Origin of the sequence: [Clostridium] celerecrescens 18A (assembly GCF_002797975.1) — a bacterium.
In the GTDB taxonomy this organism is placed as follows: domain Bacteria; phylum Bacillota; class Clostridia; order Lachnospirales; family Lachnospiraceae; genus Lacrimispora; species Lacrimispora celerecrescens.
Window position 1 is genome coordinate 3,738,847 of sequence record NZ_PGET01000001.1, and the last position, 22,198, is coordinate 3,761,044.

Sequence of the window (22,198 nt, forward strand, 5' to 3'; positions counted from 1 at the left end):
GTCACAGCAAAGCCTAAAGCCTTCGCCTGTCGAATCTGGTATTCTTAACCATGTAATTTGTCAATGTATTTACCGGCAAGGACATCCATCAGATATTGTCCGTACTGGTTCTTTTTCAAAGGCTCAATGTTATCCATCAGCTGATCCTTTGTGATCCAATGGTTTAAATAAGCGATTTCCTCCAGACATGCGATTTTCCTATGCTGGTGTGTCTCCATGGTTCTGACAAAATCCGTGGCATCTGCCAGAGATTCATGAGTTCCCGTATCAAGCCAGGTAAAGCCCTGGCCTAAAAGCTCTACATCAAGTTTTCCTTTTTCTAAGTAAATGCGGTTTAAATCCGTGATTTCCAGTTCGCCCCTGGTCGATGGCTTCAAGTTCTTTGCATACTCTACAACCTTATTATCATAGAAATAAAGTCCGGTCACACAATAATTGCTCTTTGGCTTTTCCGGCTTTTCTTCAATGGATATTGCCTTTCCGTCAGAATCGAATTCCACGATTCCAAAGCGCTCAGGATCATCTACGTAGTAGCCGAATACAGTAGCTCCATCCTTTTTGTTAGCCGCATTTAACAGGCGTTTGTTAAGTCCGTGTCCTGCAAAAATATTATCTCCAAGGATCATGGCCACGCTGTCGTCTCCAATGAATTCCTCTCCAATGATAAATGCCTGTGCAAGACCATCTGGGGAAGGCTGTACTGCGTAAGACAAGCGGATGCCAAACTGTCCTCCGTCTCCTAAAAGCGCTTCAAAACGTGGCGTATCATCAGGCGTAGAGATGATCAGGATATCCCGGATTCCTGCGTTCATTAGAACGGACAGGGGATAATATATCATCGGCTTGTCGTAAATAGGCAGTAACTGTTTGGAAGTTACCATAGTCAGCGGGTAAAGTCTGGTGCCGGAACCTCCGGCAAGTATAATTCCCTTCATTTCTTTCTCCTCCGTATCTATTTGTGATACCATCATACAGGGTGACGTAAGGTTACTGTCAAGTCCTTTTCCATTAATTTTTCTTTACTTTCTGCAGATAAAAACCCCGGCCCGTTTTGTAATATGGATAAAACCCTTCTTTTCCATCTTTTTCTTCAAAAATTCCCGGAATTCCTCATAACGGTCACTTAAATACTCCTGTTGGTTTCCATGACAGGATAGTATGTACTCCATAAGTGCACCAGGATCACTGACTTCCAGGTAATCCTTATACTCCCTCTTTTCCACAGAATGAAAATGCTCTTTCAAGATCTCCTCGCCATTCTCAAGCCCAAAGACATCATACAGATTTACTTCGGATAGAGTAATTCTGGAATCGAATTCTTTAACCAACTGACTGATCTCCTTCATATGATCCGAACCGTAAGTGCTGCAGTAAAAAACGCCCTCTGGTTTTAGGACTCTATGCACCTGATCTAATGCCCCATCTAAATTCGATAAGTAAAACAGAACATGATTGGCGGTCACAATATGAAAGCTGCTATCAGGCTTTGGGATCTGACGGCAGTCAAACACTTCAAAGGAAAAGGAGCCGGGAACTTCTTTTAAACCTTCTTCTACATCCCGGATCATCCCTTCTGAAAGGTCAGACAGGCAGATTTTCGTATCCGCCGGCAGTTTGTTTTTGTTTGCACGCCACAGTTCCCCATTGCCGCATCCCAGCTCCAGAACGTTTTTTCCATCCAAAGGCTCCATAAGATCATACAGCCACTGAAACCATCCCATAGGATTCTTTGTATATTTTTTGTGAAGCCCGATCCGAATGTTTATGTTGGCCGCATCCTTATACTGCTCCACAAGGGACCGTTCCATATTGGTAATATGGATTAAGTGAAGAATTTTATTCCAGTCCACAGACTGATTATCCGTCACAAGCTTTGACGTTTCCGTAAGGGTCTGCTCCACAAGCTTTAAGTGTTCGATCCTCTTTCTGATGAGATTCAATTGAAGCCGAAGAGAGCCTTCCACATAATCATTGTCATTGTCATTGATGGTAATGGAGCGGATTTCATCTAAGGAAAAGCCCAGGTATTTTAAAGAAAGAATTTTCTGAAGCTTAGCGAAATCAGAATCCGTATAGAGCCGGTATCCTCCCTCACTCATTCCGGAAGGTTTTAATAGTCCCTGCTTATCGTAATACCGAACGGTGCGAATGGAAACATTAGCCTTTTTGGCGAACTGGCCTGAGGTATAATATGGGTTCACCGGTATGGCACCTCCTTTTTCCTGAATTATCATATATGTATTATATAGGGTGACGTATGGTCATGGTCAAGGGGATTTTTAAAGATCGTGTAAAAATACTCGAAACCTGTTCCATTCTTGTTGCTATAGTTGATTACATATAAAGAAAGAACGTGTGCAAGTCTTATGATCTGACCTTCACACGTTCTTTCTTAATCCCGTCTATTATTATTCTCCATAGTTTCCGTAATACTTCCCATAATATTTCCCGTAATAATTTCCGTAATAAGCATCATGCTCCATATCTATCTTATTTAATACCACTCCTAAAATACGGCATTCACTTTTTTCCAGCTGCTCTTTTACTCTTTGCAGCATTTTATAACTTATCACAGCGCTTTCCACGACAATGATCGCACCATCCACATATCTTGCAATTAGGGCCGCATCGATTACACTTCCAAGAGGAGGAGCATCGACAATGATGTAGTCATAATTATCCCTTTGTTCTTCCAGAAGTTTCGCAAACAAGGGCCCTCCAAGAAGTTCCGTTGGGTTAGGAGAAACAGGTCCTGCAAGGATTATATCCATATTCTTGATATCTGTCTGGCAGATCACCTCTTCCATCGATCTCTGACCTGTCATATAATGGGTCAGTCCATATGTATTACCATCTACCTTATAGCGGCCTGCAATAACAGATTTTCTGATATCAGCATCTACAAATAATACCCGGTTATCCGCCGCCGCAAAAGAGCTGGCAAGCTGAAATGAAATAGAGGTTTTTCCTTCATTGGGAGTGGAACTGGTAAGGGTCAATACTTTTATATCCTTACCTGAAAACAGAATGTTAGTTCTTAATGTTTTAAACGCTTCATTTGCTTTAAAATCAAGCTTATCCTTTCTGCGGAATGAAACCTTTCTCATTGCACCATTCCTCCTCTCCCAGAGTTCCTCTTTCGTCTTTTCTTCTGCATGGAACCATTCTCTTCAAACAATGGAATAGCAGCCAATGTGTTCAGCCCCAGGTACTTTTCTACATCCTCGGGAGTTTTAACCGTATCATTCATAATAAATAACACCAGTATAATTAACGCAGAGAGAAAGACACCTACAAAGCCGCCTAATAAAGAACTTTTTGTAACACTTGGCCTGGTTTTTTCAGTTGGCAGATATCCTTCCTCCACGATATTCGGCGGAACGGAATCCATGATTTGTGCCATTCTGGCAGATGCTACCTTTGCTACATCATCCGCTATGCTTTTGGCCATATAAGGATCTGAATCCTCTACTGATATAGTAAGAATCCTGGTATCTGTAGGGTTTTCCACCTTGATTTTTTTCACAAGCTGTTCATGAGACATATTTAAATCCAGATCTGAAATGACCTGGTTGGTCACAGGCCTGCTGGTCACCAGCACCTTATAATCCTTAGTAAGCTGAGTTCCCAGCTGCAGATCCGTCAGAGAAGTCAGTGTTGTAGTTTTATTGACTATATAGAGCATGGTAGAAGAGGTGAAAACCGGCTCCAAAACCATTGCTGCAAATAAGCCGAAGGAGACTGCCCCTAAAATACCCGTCAATAAAACAATCCATATTTTCCGTTTTAAAACATAAAATAACTCAATTAAATCTATCTCAATCTCATCGTCCTGATTGGTTCCCATAACTTTCTCCTCAGTTAAATAATGATATCATTCAACACGGCAATTCCATTCTGGTACAAGATCTTTTGCCCTAACCGGGAATCGCAATTGTGTATCACCCATTCGGCACCCTTCTTTATATCCGGCTGCCGGTACATCATGCCATGACTGTCTGTAGCAAGGAAATGAACCAGACCTGACTTGCATAGCTTCTTTATGTAAGCTGCCTTTTTATTTAACATACTTCCCTTTAAACTGGAAGCATTTACCTGGAAGTATGCTCCTGATTCCTGCAGATCACGAATCCGCTCCATCCTTTTATACAGGCAAAGATAGCGCTCAATGTGAGCCAGAATCGGAATATATCCCTTTGCAGATAATTTTCTCACTGCACGGTATAGTTCCTCATATGGAACAGTAGGCAAAAATTCAACCAGAATATAACTTGATCCAGACATAGTCCAAATATCTCCGGCTTCCAGCCGCTCTGCAAGACTCTCTGAATACATCAGCTCACACCCTAAATAAAGCTCCATATCTTGGCCAAAGTCTGTCTTTTTTAATCGGTTCTTCAATTCATCAAATGATGCCTTTATGTCTTCTGCTTTCTGTGAAGTTAAATTCGCCGTCACATGAGGGGTACAGATTATCCGTCTGACATTTTGATTGTACTCTTCCTTCAAAGCAGCCAGGCTTTCTCCTATATCCTTTGCACCGTCGTCAACCCCAGGTATCAAATGACAATGTATATCAAAATAATTAATCTGCTCCAAGCTATCTGCCTTCCTTCCATGCCTTTACAGCAGCAAGAACCATCCAAGCCAACAGTACTCCAATCCCACAAGTAACTGCACCGGCCCTCCATATTCCACTTTTGTAAATTTCAAAAAATGAATTCATATAAGGAGGATTGACTTCTCCCCAACGAGCTGAAATAACCATATTGCTTCCAGTAAACACCAAAAACCCAAGGATACTTCCGAGCATCAACCCCTTTGCTCCCAGAGAAAAGCCCCGGTATTTGTAATGATGAAGAAAAACAAGGATTCCCTGTGCTGCTGCCATTAAAAGTAATGAGATAGGCAAAATAAGAACGGCTGTCTTTGTATAATCTGCCTTCAGCTGTGACCACCACGAGACAAACGGCCATTTCAATAAAGCCGTGTATTTCTCGTCAAGGCGATCCATAAGAAGAACAAGCCCAGCATCCGCTTCTTTTGTCATAGTCACAGACTGCCCTTTTAAATATTCCTCGATATCAGCTTTCAAAGGTTCAATCAAAATAGACGTATCAGCTTTATAGATTCCCTTATTCAAATCATTTTCCACCTGCTGCCTGGCTGCTATAACCACCTTTTCGTAGGTCAGAGATTGGTCCATAACGCTATTCGGGATATTTAAAAGAGAAAATGATATGGAAGTATCCTTCTTAAGTTCATTATAGACAAACGTATAATACCCTGTATCCGCTAATTTACTGAGAATAGCATTTTTCTGAAATGCTCCAAACCAGGCTCCGCCTATTAGGCATAATATTAAAGACAGAGCCGCGATGGCAGCTGTCAGAATATATTTTAAAATCCTGCGCAGCTTACGGTGACTGTGGCTGATTAATAATTTCTTATGTAATGATACAACAAGTACCAGCGCGATTGCAAATGCAGCTGCTGCTACGCAGCCCCACATGATTCCGTATCGGACCTTAAGTTGCTGCATCCTTGCATCTGTATCTTTATTTAAATATTCATAAGTCTGGGGAGGTGCCTTGTCTACAAGTTCAAGAATGGATATTACAGAGGAATTCTTCTCTGTTTCCGGCTCTTTTTTATTTTCTTGTTGTAATGTGCCAGATTCGCCTTCCGATTCGGCCTTTGAGCCTTCGCTTTCTTGTATTCCTGCAGTTTCTGGTTCCTTTTGACTTTCTTCTGATATTTGTTTTTCAGGTTTCTTTGTAGGCGTACTGCTTTCCTGCTGTCCTGCTTTACCTTCGGTAGGAGGCTGCGAAGGTTCTGCTTCCGGAGCGGTAGTTCTTCCTATTTCTACTAAATAACCGCTTTCCACTCCGGTCTGTACATTGGCATATATTTCTGAAATTGCTGCCTGGGCTTGTTCCGCAGTTAATTCTACATCATCCTGAGCCAGATAGTTTGTTACCGAATTAATATATTCCGGTTTGACCGCATAAATAATTCCGTCTTTCTCAAATTGTCCACTTACTGCGGATATGACAGACTGCTCGTTTGCATTAACGGATCCTGCATACGCAGTCTGGGCTATGCCGGCACTTATGATAAATGCTATTCCACCAATTATCCATCTTTTATATAATCTCATGCCGCTCTCCATATTTAAAATAGGGCGGTTCCTATGAGAGCCACCCTATCTAGATACCTTTATGTAGATTTATTTGATATCAAGAGTATATTTCATACCGTCGTTATCGTTTGCTGCATATACTCTTATGCCCATATTCTTCAGGATTGCAAGAGCATCCTCAACTGTTTCACCAGCATAATTTTGGGCGTAGGATTCGAACTCGCCCGCATTATCTTTAGTAAACTCTCTAGTTCCTACTTTGACTTTCGTTACGTCTTCACCGTTCAGAATATCATTTAAAGCACCCTGCACATCACTAATAAGGCTGTCAGCATTTAACTCAGGATCTAAATCAGCTAGGGTAAATGTAATTGTAGTTCCCTTTACATCAACACCACTTTTAGCTGCATTTTCAAACGCATTGGCAACTGCGTCTTTAGCAGCAGTCTGAGCATCCTTTGGTGGAGTCGTTGTATTACTGGTTCTAGAACTGGAATGACCGCCTCCGCCGCCAAATTTAGCCTGGTTCCCGTTACCTCCAAAAGTCTGAGAAGAACCTACAGACGGTTTTCCGTTTGTTGTTCCATATTCGGTGAAGTTATATTCTACTGTCCCGATTTTCATATCACCAGAAAAAAGTGAGCCGTCTGCATTCATGTAATACACTTTGTCATCGACTTTGATCAGACCTGTCTGCATAATTCCATTGTATGCAAAGAAATACCACTTACCATCGGTATCCTTTAACCAGCCCTTCTGTGCATTGCCATTGGCATCAAAATGATACCACTTGCCATCCTCCTGAAACCACTTGTTTGCCTGCCAGCTTCCATCCTGGTTCTGATATCTCCATTCGGAACCAGACTGTACCCATGCTGCAGATGCTGGCAATGCACTGCCAACAGTGATTGCTGCGGCTAATGCTGCTACCATTAGCTTTTTCATCTTCATAATGTTTCTCCTTTCAATATCCTACCTTCAATTTTGTTACAAATTAAATTGATGTGTATATTTTAACTCTATTTATGTAAAAATGCAAGGTTTATACGTTTATAACCTCTGTTTATTGTATGTTTTAAGCATTTTTTATCGATAACGCTGATTTTGCTTCATTTTTTTCACAGTCTTTTAGTGTATATTTGTATATAAAATACATCTAACTTAAATAAAAGTTTAAATTCAAAATAAAAACAAAGAAGCAGTCAGTAGAAAATCAACTATTTTCTTTACATTTCTTTACATTTCCATATATAGTTTGTTTCTTTGTAACTATTATTTATAATAATCATAACTTTTTCTCTTTAAGATATTTACTGAATCTGCATAAAAGTTTCACGGATACATAGAATAAATATCCTATCACTGTTCCCATAACATTCACTACAACATCGTCTACCTGCATATGACCACGTTGGGAGAGAAATTGAGCATACTCAAGACTAACCGAAAAGAAAAATCCCAACGGAATACAGCAGAAAATATTTTGCGCAGGTTTAAGAACGCTTGGAAGAAGAACTCCGAATGGGATCATCATCAAAATATTTTCAATAACATAAGCCTTACTACGAACACTACCTTGCCACGTTTCTCCCAAAATCAAGCTAACCGTATTTCTTGAGCCTGGAAGGCGGGAAAAATAGGACTGTTGAAGCAATGTATATATGTATGCTATAAATAACCCCAAGCAAATTACCTTTATTGGAAATATGAGCAGACTTTTTCTGAACTGGTACCATAATTCGTTTATTAGTATAAGAACCACAATCAGTATTGCACCATATAACAGCCCTTTTGGTAAGTATAAAAGCGGTTCTATTATATCTTGTGCTATAATTTTATATAATATTTTATTTATCATTGTTTTATTCTTAACCGTCAAGTATGTTCTTTTATGGTCTTTCCCCTTTGTTTGTATTATAATGCAGATTCTAGGTATGTCAAGAAGAGCAGCCTTCTGACAATCCGGAAAACTTAATAATCAAGACAGTCCATTCAGAATCTGGATGTGTACTATTTATCTAAACTACAGTTTTCTTTAAAATCGTTCTTTATAATAGCTGCCAAGTTGTCAATCTCCTTACGGAGATCGGTATAGTCACACCAGGCACAGAAATGTTTAAATCCTGTAGATTCCCTAAGCATGGTTATTACCTTACAGACCATTGCCAGTAATTCTTTCGGGGTGTTTTCATTAATGGAGATAAGATGGTAAGCTGAGTAGCAAAGTTTTACGCAGCCGCCTCATTCAGCTCGGAATTCTCATTTACTGGCAGAGGTCCAGGAACCAGAGCTTTCAACCCCGCTGGGGCATTCTTTTCTCAACGGGTCAGCCAATTCTCACTTTTCATGGACCATCACACCTTCGTAAAATTGCACTTATCTTTTTACCACCTTAATTGGACATACTTTCAAGCACATATAACACCTTATGCATTTTGCTTCATCCACCTGAGGATACTCAAATCCCTCCTCATCTTCTACCATAGATATAGCAGATTTTGGGCAGATGTCTGGTCCTCTGTCAAGATTAAGTACAAGTTAAAATGAGAAATTAATCTCTCATCTCAACCTACAAGTAAAATTCCATCAGCCAGGCTCTTTTGATACAGCCTTTCAAAGTCATTTGGCGACATGTCGTCACAGTGACTGTGAATCCTTTTAGTATTGTAGAAAGCTTCCAAATATTCGTATACGAGTTGATAGGCATGCCTGAAACTTTGTATTTCAAACCGGTTCAGCCATTCTCTTTTTATCATTGAATGGAAAGACTCAATGCAGGCATTGTCCCATAGAAAAGCCTTTTTAGAATAACTACACTGCATTTTTTCAGTTGCTTTCCTGTACTGTTTAGAAACATACTGACTTCCACGGTCGCTATGCATGATCAATGGTAAATCCATGCTTCTTCTTGCTTTTGCTTTATTTATAGTTTCAATTACATAGGATACTTCCAGTGTTTTTGATAACGTCCAGACAATGATTTTCCTGGAAAATAAATCTATCATGCTGGTCAGATTGACAAATCCATCTATCGTCCATATATAAGTGATATCGCTGCACCATACGGCATTGGGCCTGTCAGGATTAAAGTTTTCATCAAGGATATTTTTCAAGGAATGACTAAAGTCAGAATCTTTGGTAGTGATCGTATAGGGCTTTACCCATTTGGCTTTTATACCCATTTCCTTCATATACTTGCTCATGGTTCTTTCGGAGATGATTTCACCGCTTTTGCGAAGTTCCATGGTTATTTTAGGAGCTCCATAATTCTGCTTCGATTCATCATGGATTATTTGTATTTTATCCTGAATTGCTTCCTTACGTTTTTTCTGGTACGATGGCAAACGTTTTAGCCATGCATGATATCCCGACCTTGATATGCCTAAGATTTTGAGCATTCCGGAGACAGAGACAGGGCGCATATCTTCTTCTGATTTCTCTGCCTTTTGAATAACTTCGATGTAGATAGCCTCCGTTAATTTCCCAGAATGCCGATGGCTTTTTTTAAGATATCAAGCGCATCCAGGTATCGCAGAGTTCCCGTTTTAATCTGGCGATTTCCTTTTCTTCATCAGAAGAGTAATTGCCCGAACCACGGAATTCGATATCACCAGAATCTTTCAGCTCTATTTTCCAACGGGACAAGCTCTGCTGGCTGATTCCTAAGTTGCTGGCACAGCCAACCAGCCCAAGGTCTTTATGATCCTGATAGTACTGGACTGCATCGAGTTTGAATTGTTTGTCGTACTGTTATGCCATAATGAGATCCTCCTTTATCTGGTGCCCCTATTGTACCACGAATTATTTATTTAGGAATTTCTCATTTTAACTTGTACTATTTATATTCTAACAGCACTTCGGTTTGTATCTTATCGGGTGGGATTCACACTCACTAAATGATATGTCCTTATTCTGGATGCACTGACAGGCACATTTTTTTATCTTCTATGTTGACTACATTGGAAGCGCCCCTTATTTTTTGCTGCTTCTGTGCTTTCTACCTGTTAACCAACGTTACTTTGTCAGTTCACAATCGCTAGCTGGTTTCTTGTTTCTTATTTCTTCCATGAAATGTTTTTATTAAGAACTTTATTGATTCCACCAATCAAAAGATTGTGCTCGTCAAACTTTTGTGTAACGGGGTATTAAATTTCATTCCAAAATCATGAAGAATTACCCCCCCGTGCAATTATTTGAAACCAAAGATAGATTTGTATTCCTAAGCGATATACATTTTTTGCTTAATCGAATTTTTCTCATCTTTTCATAAAATGATTTAATTTTATCATCTTTGTATCTTCTCCTTCATCACACTAACTATATTTTATCACCTAATGTCAAAAGTTCCCCTTCCACCTGCGATATGAACAACCTCACCATCTATCATCTTACCTGCATCACTTACCAGTAAACTAGCAAGAGTAGCTACCTCATCAGGCATGACTAATCTACCTAATTCATTTTCACTTGAAGATATACTATCTCCTTCTTTTACACCAATCAAACTAGTAGCTGTAGATCCCGGTGCAATAGAATTTACATTAATACCATAAGGTACAAACATTTTTGCAAGCCCCTCTGTCAAACCTTTTAATCCCCATTTCGAAATGCCATAAGGAGACCATGCTGGTTCAGAACCTCTTGAAGAAGAAACTAGTAAAATACTTCCTCTTATCTTATTAGACTTCATATACTTACCAACTGACTGGCATGCAAAAAATACTCCTTTAAGATTAATATCCATTACCCTATTGAATTCATCGGAATTCATTGTCCAGAAATCCACCTTTTCAGTATGGACTCCTGCCGAACTGATAAATACATCTAATTTCCCATGTCGAGCAACTACTTCCTTAATAACAGCATCAAAGGATTCCGTTTTATAGTAATTCATAACAATGGCATCTAATCCTGTTTCTATTTTAAGAGACTCAAGTTTCTTTTCGTTTGTTCCTGCAATTACAACAGTCCCCCCCGCTTCCTGTAATGACTTTGCAATTGCAAGTCCAATTCCACCAGAACCGCCAGAGATTAAAGCTACTTTACCATCGAATTCTTTATTCTCTTGAACCAGATGTGAAATTGGCAGATATTCTCTTCGTAAAAATATTTTTTTAATCTCGATTTTATTCCCATAATATTTTAATCCATTGTATCGTTTTGAAATGCTCTTTTTGCTTTATAATCTCCATACTTAATGAAAAATACAGGGAATATCGTCTTTAATAAAATTTTGATTTTATCAGAAACTGAAATAGTACTATTTATCATTACTTTTGGCATATAAACTCTCATTTCATTTTTAGCTTCTATGTATTCATTTTTATATTCTTTCACTGCAGATGCAGAATAAATATAATCAGCTAAATGAAAATAATTGGTCCATATATGCCAATTTAATGCATCTTCAATTGATTTCGAGTTTACTTTCAAGCTCTTTTTGATATAGAGAATATTATTCATTGAATTAATACCATTTTGTACTTCTTTAAGTGTACATCCACTATTAGGATTATTTAGCCTATAATTATATACTTTTCGATGCCCAACCGCCATCTTATTGGAATATTGTGCCGCCATAGCGGAAAAATAAAGTCCTTCGCCAAACCAAGGAACAGAAAATGAAAGATTATTTTCCTTTACTATTTTCATACTATATAATTTATTCCATGGACCAACTGGAATATAAAAAGTATTAATTATACTGGCTACTGCATCTGACTTATTCATCACTCTAATACTATCAAAATTATTCTGTTCTCTATTTCTCGTAGTGAATATTGCATCTGTTGTTGACATTTCACATCCATTGTCTTCTGCAATCCTAACCAAATATTCAATACAGTCTAATTCCATCCAGTCATCCCCATCTGCAAACATTAAATATTCACCAGAAGCTTTTTCTAACCCCTTATTTCTAGCATCGCAACAGCCACCATTTTCTTTATGAATGACCAAAAATCTACTATCTTTTTTTGCATAATTATCCGCTATTTCACCGCTAGTATCAGGTGAACCATCATCCACTAGAATTATTTCAATATTTTTGTATGTCTGATTCATAATAGAATCCAATAGTTTTGTTAAAAATTTTTCTGATTTATATAATGGAATTACAATTGATACTTTCTTCATTTTTTTACCTTCTTTACTTTATCTATAATTCTAAATAGCAATGGCTTCCATGTCTTTTGGAACAGTACAATTATTACAAATGCAATCAATATCTGACAAATCTGCCCAACTAAATTGTCTACAAACATAAGAGCACCAGAAAGCCAAAGCGCAACTGTTCCAATACAAAAATCCCTTGTAAGAACTTTATACTTCAAATATTTCCTTGTGTGGAAAACCCTAAATGAGAATACACCAATATAACTTACACATGTTGCTATCGCTGCACCATATACTCCGATTAATGGTATTAGCAGGAAATTCAATATTATATTAAGCATTGCGCCAAAAGAGCCTGATAACAAAAACCCCATACTATCTTTATGTATCATATAACTTGTTGATAAAAATGTGCCAAGTGTTATATATACTATACCAACAATTAAAAACGGAGTATATTTCCAAGCTTCAAAATACTCATCTGCAACATATACATTTAAAAAAGGTTTAATTATCGACATCATGCATATTCCAATAATCATAATGGCTGATATAAGGTTAGCAAACACTTTATTGCTATACTCCGTTTCATCTTTAGATCCTTCTTCTTTGATTGCGGAATAGCCCCATGCTTGATTAAAAATACCGGTAAATGTGTTAATAAGTGTCGGCACCTTATACGAAATTGCGTACACTCCATTTGCCGCCACGCCTATCATGCTTGTAACCATAATGTGATCTGAAGAATTCATTATCCACCACATAAACGAATTCGGTATAAGGACAACTGAATACTTGATCATCTCTATCATCTTTACTTTATCTATTTTTGCAAAAATAGCTTTGTATCCTTTTCCGATTATAAAAGCATATACCGCTATTAATGTATTTGCCAATGTGTATGCAAGAAGATAACCAGTAATCCCCAATTTAAAAATGACAAGAAAACAAATATTAAACAGTACAATAAGGGCTGTATTTGCAATATTCCCTATACAATACTTAATTAATTCCTCTTTCCCTCTTAAATCACATAAAAACAATTGACTTGCAGCTAAACTTATCACATAAAGGTAAATAATCGCCTCAAGCCCATCAACTTTATCCCATAATCTACAGATGGGAATTAGAATTAATCCTACAACCATACTAACTAATAGAATTACCATGCCTATTTTAGTAATTTTATCTTTATCAGCATCTTTATCCATATTGAATCTCATCACGGATTCCATAATATTAAGTGTAATAATAGAAATTGTGACAGTTGAAATTGTAGCAACTAAATCGACAATTCCATATTCAGCTGTACATAATGAACTTGTATATAATGGGATAAGAAAAAAAGAAATAATTTTTGTCGCAAAATTACCTATGGCAAAAATTGCAGTATTCTTCAATAAGTATTTTGATCTACTCTCTTTCATAACTAAATTTGCTCTTTCAGGTATTTGTATGATTTTTCCTTTTCCATGGCAATAACACTTTCTATAGTATCAGTTTCTTTTTTTAAGCCATAAATCTTATCCAAATCCCTTATATCTTGTGCCAGATGATTCTTTACACCTAATCTTTCAACTAAATCTTGAAGTTTATTTCTATTACCATCTCGGACAAGTATTGCAAATCTTTCAGTATACTTTATAGAAAAAATTGCTCCATGAAAAGTATCAGTAATAACAAAATCGGCTTGACTAAATGCTTCTAAAAGTTCAAACGGCTTCAAATACAACTGTTCCTTTAACCATGATTGATATGCACCTGCTGCTACAATTCTCAATCCTTTTTTCTTGCAGAATTCTTTGATATAATAAATCTCCCTCGGATCTGAAATTCTATCCTGATATGCATAAATCAAGCATATATTATTATATTTACCTTTAGAAGTAGAACTAATAGATAAATCCTTAGAAAAATCATATATTAGTGTTGGATCGAGACTATAGTTACACTGTCGATATCCAAAAGCATTAACTAAATCCATTGTATTTTTATCTCGTACAGAAATTGCATTAAGATTTCTTAGTGCACATTTAATCTTTTCTTTCTTATCATCTGTCAATTGTTCAAAAGATGTCTGCCCACAAGAAGCAGCATATGTAATGACTTTTTTTGCATTTGTAACCTTACCAAACAATTGCATTGAAAAACCCCAACTAGATTTTTGATTACAGTTAAATACTTCATCGCTACCAATGACACAAACATCATACTCCTTCAAATTATTAGTCTCATTAAGTTCAAGCACATCAATCTGAAATTCTTTTATCTTTTTTCGTTGTAAATGGTTAGTAAGTCTATGATACAAATACATAAAATTGCATCTCATATTATCGTTACTATAATCTATTTCTGGTATGCTATCACCATCTCCTTGTATATCAATAAAATCAACTTCATGTCCCAGATTTTGCAGTAAACGTCTGAGAGCATATGCCTGTAGAACCGAACCATAATTTACTATACTTTGCATTGATAATATACATATCTTCACTTTATAATACTCCTTGCTATTTTTACACATTTTTTGGTGTTACTAAATTATCATTTTCAAGCCAACAAACTAATGCTATGCCTATAATAAAAATCCAATTTATTGTCACTTCGACAATAGATGCTAAAGTCAAAGCATATATTAATGTTTGTATTCCTACTACTTTTCTAGTCTTTTTAGTCTTTTGAAAACACTTATAAAACAATATCAAAAAAATTGTAACACCAACAACACCAAATTTAACTACAAAATCTAATAAACCATTTTGTGCATTGGCATAATATGTAAGTTTTGAATTCCACATAACTCCACTCGCAAGTTCCAATGCATCATTACTATACCCATGCCCAAACCACAATTTTTCCTTTATTACAGGAAATAGATAAATATTATACAGATTTAACCTGTTTGTTAAATTGCTCGTCTTATGCAGCACATTTACAACAAAATTTTCTACAAATGGTAGATTTAATAGTACTCCCAAGAAAGGAACAATAATCGCAGACAGCAATAAAAAAACAGTTGCTATTCTTGGGGAAGTCAAAAATCTCTTTAATTTCTCTGGCAAAAATAAGAAAACAACAAATACAAATGTTGATACTAAAGCCGTGGCACAGATGACGTATGCCGAGAAAATTACACTTATTAGAATAAGTGAAACAAAAACAGCTTTCCACAATAAATTTTTCTTTATTTTTTCATAATAAAGTGAATAAAACAGCGCTAAATAAAATATAAAAAAGTAGCTAGAGCTAAATTTAGACCCAAAAAAATACAAAGCATCATTTGAATTATTCTCAATTCCATATATTGCTACAGATACAATGGATAATAAGCAATAAACAAACGTTATGTTTAGTAAGCACTTTAGCAAACGACTACTCTTGCCCCTATTACAGCAATACTTAATGAGTGCAAAAACCTCAAAAAAACATATTCCATATAATATTCCGTCCAAAGCAGCTTTAATATTCGCCATTTGTAATACATATAGTATAACTCCTAAAATACTCACATATGCACAGAACACAACTGACTCATTTTTTAGTTCCTTTACTTTCATATGATTGAATAAATAAATCATCACTATTGAAACAAGAACTATCTTAAGTAAGGTTCTAATAGTTTCTGGTAAAAAATACGGTTTAAATAAAGCTATATATAAACAATATATCGCCATATCCATCTTATTTATTGTTTTACTACCCATAAAAGTACTCCTCTAATTTCCGTTTTGCTCACCTAATCTTTCGTTTAAAATACAGTAAGCTCTTGTACTAACCATAAATAGCAAAGCCTTTGCTATATCTTTTTTCATACAAGATAGTTTAAATGGCAGAAATCGATCTATACAAACGCCATCATTTTTTTTATACAGCTTCCCAATAGCGGTACCTTTCATATAGAGCATAGCTATATGATTTCTAAATAATTTTCTTATATGCTTATTATGAATCATATTAGATACTCTAATCAATTCATAGCAGGTACATATCAAATCGATTCCGTTTTGTGTTTTATCTTTAGTTTTCGTTATGGAATTATCTCTACGAACATAATGATAGAATGCAATACCACTTGTATATATTGTATGAGCCCTCATTAATATGCTTGGCGTCCATAACTCATCCTCATGAAGTAATCCAAGCTTAAAATAAACACGATTTTCAACTATTAGACTTCTTTTATACACGCCAAAACATGCAGGCGCATACAGCGTTCTATTTGAAAGTTCACTTTTCAAAAATCCCTCTCTATCATACAAACTCTCTCTTTTACTAACATATCCAAATTTTGTCTCCGCTACATTCTCTCTTTCTTCTACAAATCCTGTATAAATAATATCAGGAAATCCCTGGTCAATTATTACATTACTTAATAAGTCTAATGCCCCATCTTCAATATAATCATCAGAATCCAAAAAAATTAAATAGTCTCCTGAGCTATTATCTATGCCCACATTTCTAGTATCAGACAATCCCATATTCTTTTTCTTTTTTATTAATCTAATATTTTTATCGTTGGTATACTCCTCAGCAATCTTAAGAGAATTATCTGTACTGTAATCGTCTATCATAATTATTTCATAATCATTAAATTTCTGATTGGTAATACTTGTAACGCACTTTTTTAAATATTTCTCAACATTATAAATTGGTATGATAATTGAAAAAATCATTCTATTCATCATCCTATAATTTTGTGTTTAATTCTAGCAATTTTATCGTAGGCATGATTGCCCACGATTTTTTTAATTAATTTCCCTATTCGATAAATTCTTTTATCATTTTCACTTTTCCAAGAAGCAGCATAATGATGAATAGAAATTGTTGAATCTGTAATTTTCATCCTGTCATTTTCATAGTCAAATGGATCAAATACCTCACTTGGATATAGTGTTAATGTTGAAGGATCTTCATAATAGTCACCATTTAAGATAAATCCATTACCTTTTAAGATGTCACTTACTATTGTTACAACAGTAGTATTATCAGGAAGCTTATTTTGTAAAAGAAAGGATTTTTTTGAATAATATTCCAAAATTTCTTCAAGCATTTCTTTTTTAGGCTCGCTCCCCATTATCAATCCAGTTGCAATTAAACCTTTTTGATCATAGCCCATAAAAAGGTTATTATTCAATAACCTTTCTATCGGTTTTATCAGTTCTACATCTGTGTCTAAATATATTCCACCATATGTATTTAACACATCAAACCTTGCAACATCAGATACAAATGCATATTTCTTTTTTTCATATGCTTGTTTGGCGTATTTGTATTTGCTAATATCAAAATTCGTTTTATTCCATTCTACAATATCAAAATCTGGTGCAAATTCTTTCCAACTTTCAATACATTTTTTTATTAACTCACTCTTAGGATTTTCGCCGAACCAACAATAGTGTATCGTTTTGGGTATCATGATATCTTCTCCTCAAACATCTCATTTACAATTTCACTTAAGTCCGCATTGAACTTGGCATTATTACTGGTATTTTTCCCTTCGTTCTTAATTTTATCATAATTCTCAAGAATCGTCCCCAGATTCTCCACATCTTCAACAACCAAAATAGTTCCCATTCTACTTTCTACTTCTTTACAAAACTTCACTTGGTGATCATTAACATGCTCATTAAAACTATGTTTTCTCGGAACAACTACTGGCGTTTTACCAATTTGCAATGGCATGATAAAGCTTGATGGTCCACCATGCGTAATTACAATTCTTGCTTCTTCAACCATTTCTACCATCTTTGAGTATGGAAACAGTTTCGACCATGTTGCAATCTTAGGCTCATATGTGCTGTAACCAGATTGAATAATCACTTTCTCATCATGTCTCTCAGCCCATTTATCCATGTACTCAACCAAACGATTAAACTGCTGTTCATGTGTTCCAACTGTAACAAAAATCATATTATTTTCACCATCCTTAGAATATACTGCCTAGATTAATTGCTTTAGGATATACTGCCTTCATCTCATCCCATTCTACAATAAATCTATCTGTGACTGGATAACATAGTTTACCTGCAAGTGTTGAAGCATCAATTCTATCAAACACTTCTATATATATTGTCTTTGACCCAAATATTTTTCCTATCCAAAAAAAAGGAACAGCTGCTGCAGCTCCAGATGAAATAATTAAATCTGGCTTTTCTTTTCTAAGTATCCATAGAGCACGCCATGTATTAATTAGAAGTGCCTTAATTGATCGGTTTGAAGGATAATATGCCGGATAAAATATTTCCCCCTGAAGTAAAGAACGTGCATCTTCTTTGTCAAAGGTAACCCAAAACCGATCTTTATTTTTCCAAAATGGTTTCAGCATATATAAGTGTGTCAAATGCCCACCTGACGATCCAACCAAACAGACCTTTAATTTATCGTTTTTCATAGTCCCCCTACCCTTTATGAATATCATATTACAATTCTTTCATATTCTTTCATCACTGAATATTTTAACCATATAATTTTAGGAGTGCCCTTACCAAGCACTCCTAATCGCTCTCACAATTTTCTATGTGCTGTTTTTCTAATTTTCCACTCTATTCATTTGTAATTCCAATGAAAGAGCATAATACGGAGTTGTTCCTATTATTTCGCATGCATATTATGCCGCATTCATATTATGATACATGCTTAATATGGCATAAGCATATTCTGTGGCACTCATATTTTGGCATATCCATATTATACTGTAAGATTTCATATCACATATACTTTTTATGACAATAATGTTACTTCTTGATCATTTCTTTTATCCATACACAAATTCGGTCAGTTTTTATTATAAAATTTTTAATTAACTAATATAGGACTAATAACCGTATACGCTTCATACAAAATTCCTATCATAAATCGAGAAACATAATTAGAATAAAATCACTCTCTTATAAAAATGGATACTTTTCATTAAATAACTGTTAAAAACATACTTTTATTATACCTAGATAAAAGGTGTTGTCAATCTATTCCATTAAATCCAAATAATCTAAATCCTACTTTATCTTACAAATTTCATATTATAATATGTTTCACCTTAATCTTGTAACCAGTAACACTTTTGTAACACTCCTTCATTAAAATACTACGAAAAACAAGCAAAAGCCCTCACTAATTCCCGCTCAAACATTGACATTCCCTTCATAAAAGGTATAATTAATACAGGTTATAGACATACGTTTATAACCTGTTATTAACGCCAGATCCGAATCAAATATTAAATGGCAAACGGGGTGAGATGATGTATAAAAAAGCAAATGAAGGCTGGTTTAAATATATCGATTTCATAATTCTAGATGCATTATGTCTTCAGATATCATTTATTCTGGCTTATTTTATCCGGCAAGAAAATTTCAGGCCGTACCGGACCTTTCTTTACCGTAATATGGCCATTCTTCTTTTTATGATTCAAATCATAGTCACATTTTTCTTTGATAGCTTTAGGGATGTCTTAAAAAGAGGATATTACAAAGAGTTCATTGAAACGCTGAAGCATACCAGTTTGGTGATCCTTTTTACCGTTTCATATTTTTTCCTATCACAAACGGGAGAACTATATTCCCGTATCATATTGCTTCTTACCGGAATGTTCTATGCATTTTCATCATACTTAATCAGAGTATTCTGGAAAGATCACCTAAAAAACTCTGGGCTATGCAATAACGGGAAACGTTCCCTGTTAGTTATCACAAGCAAGGAAATGGCATCAACGGTTTTGAATAATATATGTAATCACAATTATGAAGGTTTTCAAATTAGTGGAATCGTAATTGCAGATGCCAATATGACAGGTAATGAGATAGACGGCATACCTGTGGTCTCCGATATAAGGAATGTGGTAAATTATGTATGTCACAAATGGGTGGATGAAGTATTTATAAATATGCCTAGAGATTTTTCTCCATTAGAAAATACCATCGATAGTTTTACCGAAATGGGTATAACAGTTCATCAGAATCTAATTGATATCGCAGCTTTAAGTGAGCAAAAGCAAAGGGTGGAGCGTATGGGAGATTATACGGTACTGACCACCAGCATTAACATGGCAAGTTCAAAGCAACTTTTAGTAAAAAGAGTTATGGACATTGCCGGCGGTACAATTGGCTGTGTCATAGCCGCTTTACTCTATCTGGTTCTCGCTCCTTGTATTTATATCCATTCTCCCGGACCCATCCTATTTTCTCAGGTCCGTGTCGGTAAGAATGGAAAAAGATTTAAAGTATATAAATTCCGTAGTATGTACATGGACGCAGAAAAGCGCAAAAAAGAACTGATGTCTCAGAATCGAATAAAAGATGGAATGATGTTTAAGATGGACCGCGATCCACGTATTATAGGGGGAGAAAAGGGAATAGGAAGCTTTATGCGTAATAATTCCCTAGATGAATGGCCCCAGATGTGGAATGTATTAAAAGGTGATATGAGTCTAGTCGGAACCCGCCCCCCCACAATCGATGAGTGGGAGAAATACGAACTGCACCATCGGGCAAGGCTGTCAATTAAACCCGGGCTGACCGGCTTATGGCAAGTCAGTGGCAGAAGCAGCATTACGGATTTTGAGGAAGTGGTCAAGTTAGATAAAAAATACATAACCGAATGGAACTTTAAACTTGATGTCAAAATCTTGTTGAAGACAGTAGGTGTAGTCGCTTATAGGGAAGGTGCTTTATAAATTTTATAATAGGTTAGAATAGTGGTTTTATAACCCCTATTCTAACCTATTTTTTAGCTATTACCTTCCGCATAACTTCAATAATATCTTTTACTTCTATGACTTTTATAGCTACCTTCATTCTTCCTCTTACAACATTTACTAGCTCATATTCAAACTATCCCCTTCTTCAAAAATTTTCCAGCAATTTTAATTTGCATTGGTGATATACTTTTAAAACAGGTGTTACCAATATCTTTGTTCGATATAATTATTTCGAATAATAAAACAGAGATTGGGGAAAGTTTAGAGGTCATGAATGAAGTACAACAAGATTGAAGTAGGTCAAAGAATACGTTATCGGCGAATTCTAATCGGTTGGACGCAAGAGGAACTAGCAGAAAAGATTGGTCGTGCTTATAAATATTGTCAGGATATCGAACGTGGAACGTGTGGGATGTCTGTCGAGACTATGCTAAGCATCGCATCAAGCTTGAATGTTTCTTTAGATTATTTAATTTATGGAACAACAGAATCAGAAAAAGAAACAGACGCACTTCTAGGCGAACAGCAGGCCGTTATTAACCTACTTGGGCAATGCAGTGATCAAAAACGACGTTATGCGCTGGATCTGTTAAAATTATTTATGAAAGCCAGCGATAATAGATAAAGATAAAAAGGAACATATTACACCCCCGCTTTTGAAAGCGAAGTGCAATATGTTCCTTCTATATCTGATTACATAAAATCTCTAAACCAGCATCTGATAATTTTCTATATCCAACATTTTTCCAAACTTAACTCCCACTTCCCTTATAGTCCCACAATGAATAAATCCCAATCTCTCATGAAGCCGGATACTCGCCTCGTTCCCTCCAGTTATTACAGAAATGACCGTATGAATATCGTCCCTTTCCTTTGCAGTCTCAAGAATTGCATAGGCCAGCTCACCGGCTATTCCTCTGCGGCGGTATTCCTTATCAATATATACAGACAGTTCTACTGTAGCTGCATACGCCTCTTTTGGGCGGTAAGAGGAAAGGCTTGCATACCCCACTGCTTTACCATCTTCTTCTGCCACGATTAATGGATGATTCCCCACGTTATGTTCCCGAAACCAGATCAGTCGCTCCTCCATTGTTTTTGGATTTAAATCAAACGTAGCCAGTCCATGTTCCACTTCATAATTATAGATGTCTAAAAGCTCCGGCATATCTTTCTCTTCTGCGGTTCTGATCACCATATTCTTTCCTCCTGGGTATGTGATTGGACTTAACAAATGTATCATACCT

23 protein-coding genes are annotated in these 22,198 nt (G+C 36.1%); 2 read left to right on the forward strand and 21 right to left on the reverse strand.

Annotated features, from left to right (window positions below; genetic code table 11):
* Positions 1-44 precede the first annotated feature (44 nt).
* The 20 genes from rfbA to pssD all read right to left on the reverse strand — a co-directional run bounded on the left by rfbA (position 45) and on the right by pssD (position 18,647).
* Positions 45-935 carry a glucose-1-phosphate thymidylyltransferase RfbA gene (rfbA, locus tag H171_RS16995; protein WP_100306194.1) on the reverse strand — a complete coding sequence of 297 codons (891 nt, stop codon included), beginning with the start codon at positions 933-935 and terminating at the stop codon, positions 45-47.
* Positions 936-1,019: 84 nt separating this feature from the next.
* The gene (locus tag H171_RS17000; protein ID WP_100306195.1) at positions 1,020-2,201 is read right to left on the reverse strand and encodes a MerR family transcriptional regulator; all 1,182 of its coding nucleotides are present in this window, start codon (positions 2,199-2,201) and stop codon (positions 1,020-1,022) included.
* A gap of 207 nt (positions 2,202-2,408) precedes the next feature.
* Complete coding sequence (locus H171_RS17005; RefSeq protein WP_025231159.1) at positions 2,409-3,107, reverse strand: polysaccharide biosynthesis tyrosine autokinase; 699 nt, start codon at positions 3,105-3,107, stop codon at positions 2,409-2,411.
* Positions 3,104-3,847 carry a YveK family protein gene (locus tag H171_RS17010; RefSeq protein WP_100306196.1) on the reverse strand — a complete coding sequence of 248 codons (744 nt, stop codon included), beginning with the start codon at positions 3,845-3,847 and terminating at the stop codon, positions 3,104-3,106. The genes H171_RS17005 and H171_RS17010 overlap by 4 nt, the downstream gene beginning before the upstream one ends.
* A 14-nt stretch (positions 3,848-3,861) precedes the next feature.
* Positions 3,862-4,599 carry a CpsB/CapC family capsule biosynthesis tyrosine phosphatase gene (locus H171_RS17015; RefSeq protein WP_242976980.1) on the reverse strand — a complete coding sequence of 246 codons (738 nt, stop codon included), beginning with the start codon at positions 4,597-4,599 and terminating at the stop codon, positions 3,862-3,864.
* A gap of 1 nt (position 4,600) precedes the next feature.
* Complete coding sequence (locus H171_RS17020; protein WP_100306197.1) at positions 4,601-6,160, reverse strand: hypothetical protein; 1,560 nt, start codon at positions 6,158-6,160, stop codon at positions 4,601-4,603.
* A gap of 69 nt (positions 6,161-6,229) precedes the next feature.
* The gene (locus tag H171_RS17025) at positions 6,230-7,093 is read right to left on the reverse strand and encodes an N-acetylmuramoyl-L-alanine amidase family protein (RefSeq protein ID WP_100306198.1); all 864 of its coding nucleotides are present in this window, start codon (positions 7,091-7,093) and stop codon (positions 6,230-6,232) included.
* Positions 7,094-7,427: 334 nt separating this feature from the next.
* A complete protein-coding gene (locus tag H171_RS17030) occupies positions 7,428-8,000 on the reverse strand; it encodes a VanZ family protein (protein ID WP_100306199.1) in 573 nt (190 codons plus the stop codon).
* Between the two features lie 518 nt (positions 8,001-8,518).
* Positions 8,519-8,650, reverse strand: a complete 132-nt coding sequence (locus H171_RS24905) for a 4Fe-4S dicluster domain-containing protein (protein ID WP_278283649.1) — start codon at positions 8,648-8,650, stop codon at positions 8,519-8,521.
* Between the two features lie 56 nt (positions 8,651-8,706).
* Positions 8,707-9,609: an IS3 family transposase gene (locus H171_RS17040; RefSeq protein WP_157803225.1), complete on the reverse strand. Its 903-nt coding sequence runs from the start codon at positions 9,607-9,609 to the stop codon at positions 8,707-8,709.
* Between the two features lie 37 nt (positions 9,610-9,646).
* The gene (locus H171_RS25055) at positions 9,647-9,829 is read right to left on the reverse strand and encodes a hypothetical protein (protein ID WP_408645667.1); all 183 of its coding nucleotides are present in this window, start codon (positions 9,827-9,829) and stop codon (positions 9,647-9,649) included.
* Positions 9,830-10,469: 640 nt separating this feature from the next.
* On the reverse strand, positions 10,470-11,309 hold the full coding sequence (locus H171_RS17050) for an SDR family NAD(P)-dependent oxidoreductase (protein WP_100306202.1): 840 nt from the start codon (positions 11,307-11,309) through the stop codon (positions 10,470-10,472).
* Positions 11,285-12,277 (reverse strand): glycosyltransferase family 2 protein, encoded by a 993-nt coding sequence (locus H171_RS17055; RefSeq protein ID WP_100306203.1) that lies wholly within the window; start codon positions 12,275-12,277, stop codon positions 11,285-11,287. The genes H171_RS17050 and H171_RS17055 overlap by 25 nt, the downstream gene beginning before the upstream one ends.
* Complete coding sequence (locus tag H171_RS17060; RefSeq protein ID WP_100306204.1) at positions 12,274-13,683, reverse strand: oligosaccharide flippase family protein; 1,410 nt, start codon at positions 13,681-13,683, stop codon at positions 12,274-12,276. Before H171_RS17060 ends, H171_RS17055 begins: the two co-directional genes overlap by 4 nt.
* Before the next feature lie 2 nt (positions 13,684-13,685).
* On the reverse strand, positions 13,686-14,750 hold the full coding sequence (locus H171_RS17065; protein ID WP_157803177.1) for a polysaccharide pyruvyl transferase family protein: 1,065 nt from the start codon (positions 14,748-14,750) through the stop codon (positions 13,686-13,688).
* Between the two features lie 22 nt (positions 14,751-14,772).
* Entirely contained in the window at positions 14,773-15,960 is a 1,188-nt protein-coding gene (locus H171_RS17070) for an O-antigen ligase family protein (protein ID WP_100306206.1), read from the reverse strand.
* Positions 15,961-15,972: 12 nt separating this feature from the next.
* A complete protein-coding gene (locus tag H171_RS17075; protein ID WP_157803178.1) occupies positions 15,973-16,929 on the reverse strand; it encodes a glycosyltransferase family 2 protein in 957 nt (318 codons plus the stop codon).
* Between the two features lie 8 nt (positions 16,930-16,937).
* A complete protein-coding gene (locus tag H171_RS17080; protein ID WP_100306208.1) occupies positions 16,938-17,672 on the reverse strand; it encodes a glycosyltransferase family 32 protein in 735 nt (244 codons plus the stop codon).
* Positions 17,669-18,166: a glycosyltransferase gene (locus H171_RS17085; RefSeq protein WP_100306209.1), complete on the reverse strand. Its 498-nt coding sequence runs from the start codon at positions 18,164-18,166 to the stop codon at positions 17,669-17,671. Before H171_RS17085 ends, H171_RS17080 begins: the two co-directional genes overlap by 4 nt.
* 16 nt (positions 18,167-18,182) lie before the next feature.
* Positions 18,183-18,647 carry a PssD/Cps14F family polysaccharide biosynthesis glycosyltransferase gene (gene pssD / locus H171_RS17090; RefSeq protein ID WP_100306210.1) on the reverse strand — a complete coding sequence of 155 codons (465 nt, stop codon included), beginning with the start codon at positions 18,645-18,647 and terminating at the stop codon, positions 18,183-18,185.
* An 849-nt stretch (positions 18,648-19,496) separates the two neighbouring features.
* On the opposite strand from pssD, the gene H171_RS17095 reads away from it, so the two are divergent.
* Together H171_RS17095 and H171_RS17100 are read left to right on the forward strand one after the other, a co-directional pair.
* Complete coding sequence (locus H171_RS17095) at positions 19,497-20,927, forward strand: sugar transferase (protein WP_100306211.1); 1,431 nt, start codon at positions 19,497-19,499, stop codon at positions 20,925-20,927.
* A gap of 298 nt (positions 20,928-21,225) precedes the next feature.
* Entirely contained in the window at positions 21,226-21,576 is a 351-nt protein-coding gene (locus H171_RS17100) for a helix-turn-helix domain-containing protein (protein WP_100306212.1), read from the forward strand.
* 81 nt (positions 21,577-21,657) lie between these two features.
* Here H171_RS17100 and H171_RS17105 read toward each other — a convergent pair whose 3' ends face one another.
* The gene (locus tag H171_RS17105; protein ID WP_100306213.1) at positions 21,658-22,149 is read right to left on the reverse strand and encodes a GNAT family N-acetyltransferase; all 492 of its coding nucleotides are present in this window, start codon (positions 22,147-22,149) and stop codon (positions 21,658-21,660) included.
* Between the last annotated feature and the right edge of the window lie 49 nt (positions 22,150-22,198).

What these genes read in the sequence shown, in the direction of transcription:
- rfbA (WP_100306194.1), bottom strand. Translation starts at nt 935, where the DNA reads ATGAAGGGAATTATACTTGCCGGAGGTTCCGGCACCAGACTTTACCCG.
- H171_RS17075 (WP_157803178.1), bottom strand. Translation starts at nt 16,929, where the DNA reads ATGATTTTTTCAATTATCATACCAATTTATAATGTTGAGAAATATTTA.
- H171_RS17025 (WP_100306198.1), bottom strand. Translation starts at nt 7,093, where the DNA reads ATGAAGATGAAAAAGCTAATGGTAGCAGCATTAGCCGCAGCAATCACT.
- H171_RS17105 (WP_100306213.1), bottom strand. Translation starts at nt 22,149, where the DNA reads ATGGTGATCAGAACCGCAGAAGAGAAAGATATGCCGGAGCTTTTAGAC.
- H171_RS17055 (WP_100306203.1), bottom strand. Translation starts at nt 12,277, where the DNA reads ATGAAGAAAGTATCAATTGTAATTCCATTATATAAATCAGAAAAATTT.
- H171_RS17100 (WP_100306212.1), top strand. Translation starts at nt 21,226, where the DNA reads ATGAAGTACAACAAGATTGAAGTAGGTCAAAGAATACGTTATCGGCGA.
- H171_RS17030 (WP_100306199.1), bottom strand. Translation starts at nt 8,000, where the DNA reads ATGATAAATAAAATATTATATAAAATTATAGCACAAGATATAATAGAA.
- H171_RS17085 (WP_100306209.1), bottom strand. Translation starts at nt 18,166, where the DNA reads ATGATTTTTGTTACAGTTGGAACACATGAACAGCAGTTTAATCGTTTG.
- H171_RS17020 (WP_100306197.1), bottom strand. Translation starts at nt 6,160, where the DNA reads ATGAGATTATATAAAAGATGGATAATTGGTGGAATAGCATTTATCATA.
- H171_RS17005 (WP_025231159.1), bottom strand. Translation starts at nt 3,107, where the DNA reads ATGAGAAAGGTTTCATTCCGCAGAAAGGATAAGCTTGATTTTAAAGCA.
- H171_RS17010 (WP_100306196.1), bottom strand. Translation starts at nt 3,847, where the DNA reads ATGGGAACCAATCAGGACGATGAGATTGAGATAGATTTAATTGAGTTA.
- H171_RS17095 (WP_100306211.1), top strand. Translation starts at nt 19,497, where the DNA reads ATGTATAAAAAAGCAAATGAAGGCTGGTTTAAATATATCGATTTCATA.
- H171_RS17080 (WP_100306208.1), bottom strand. Translation starts at nt 17,672, where the DNA reads ATGATACCCAAAACGATACACTATTGTTGGTTCGGCGAAAATCCTAAG.
- pssD (WP_100306210.1), bottom strand. Translation starts at nt 18,647, where the DNA reads ATGAAAAACGATAAATTAAAGGTCTGTTTGGTTGGATCGTCAGGTGGG.
- H171_RS17070 (WP_100306206.1), bottom strand. Translation starts at nt 15,960, where the DNA reads ATGGGTAGTAAAACAATAAATAAGATGGATATGGCGATATATTGTTTA.
- H171_RS17060 (WP_100306204.1), bottom strand. Translation starts at nt 13,683, where the DNA reads ATGAAAGAGAGTAGATCAAAATACTTATTGAAGAATACTGCAATTTTT.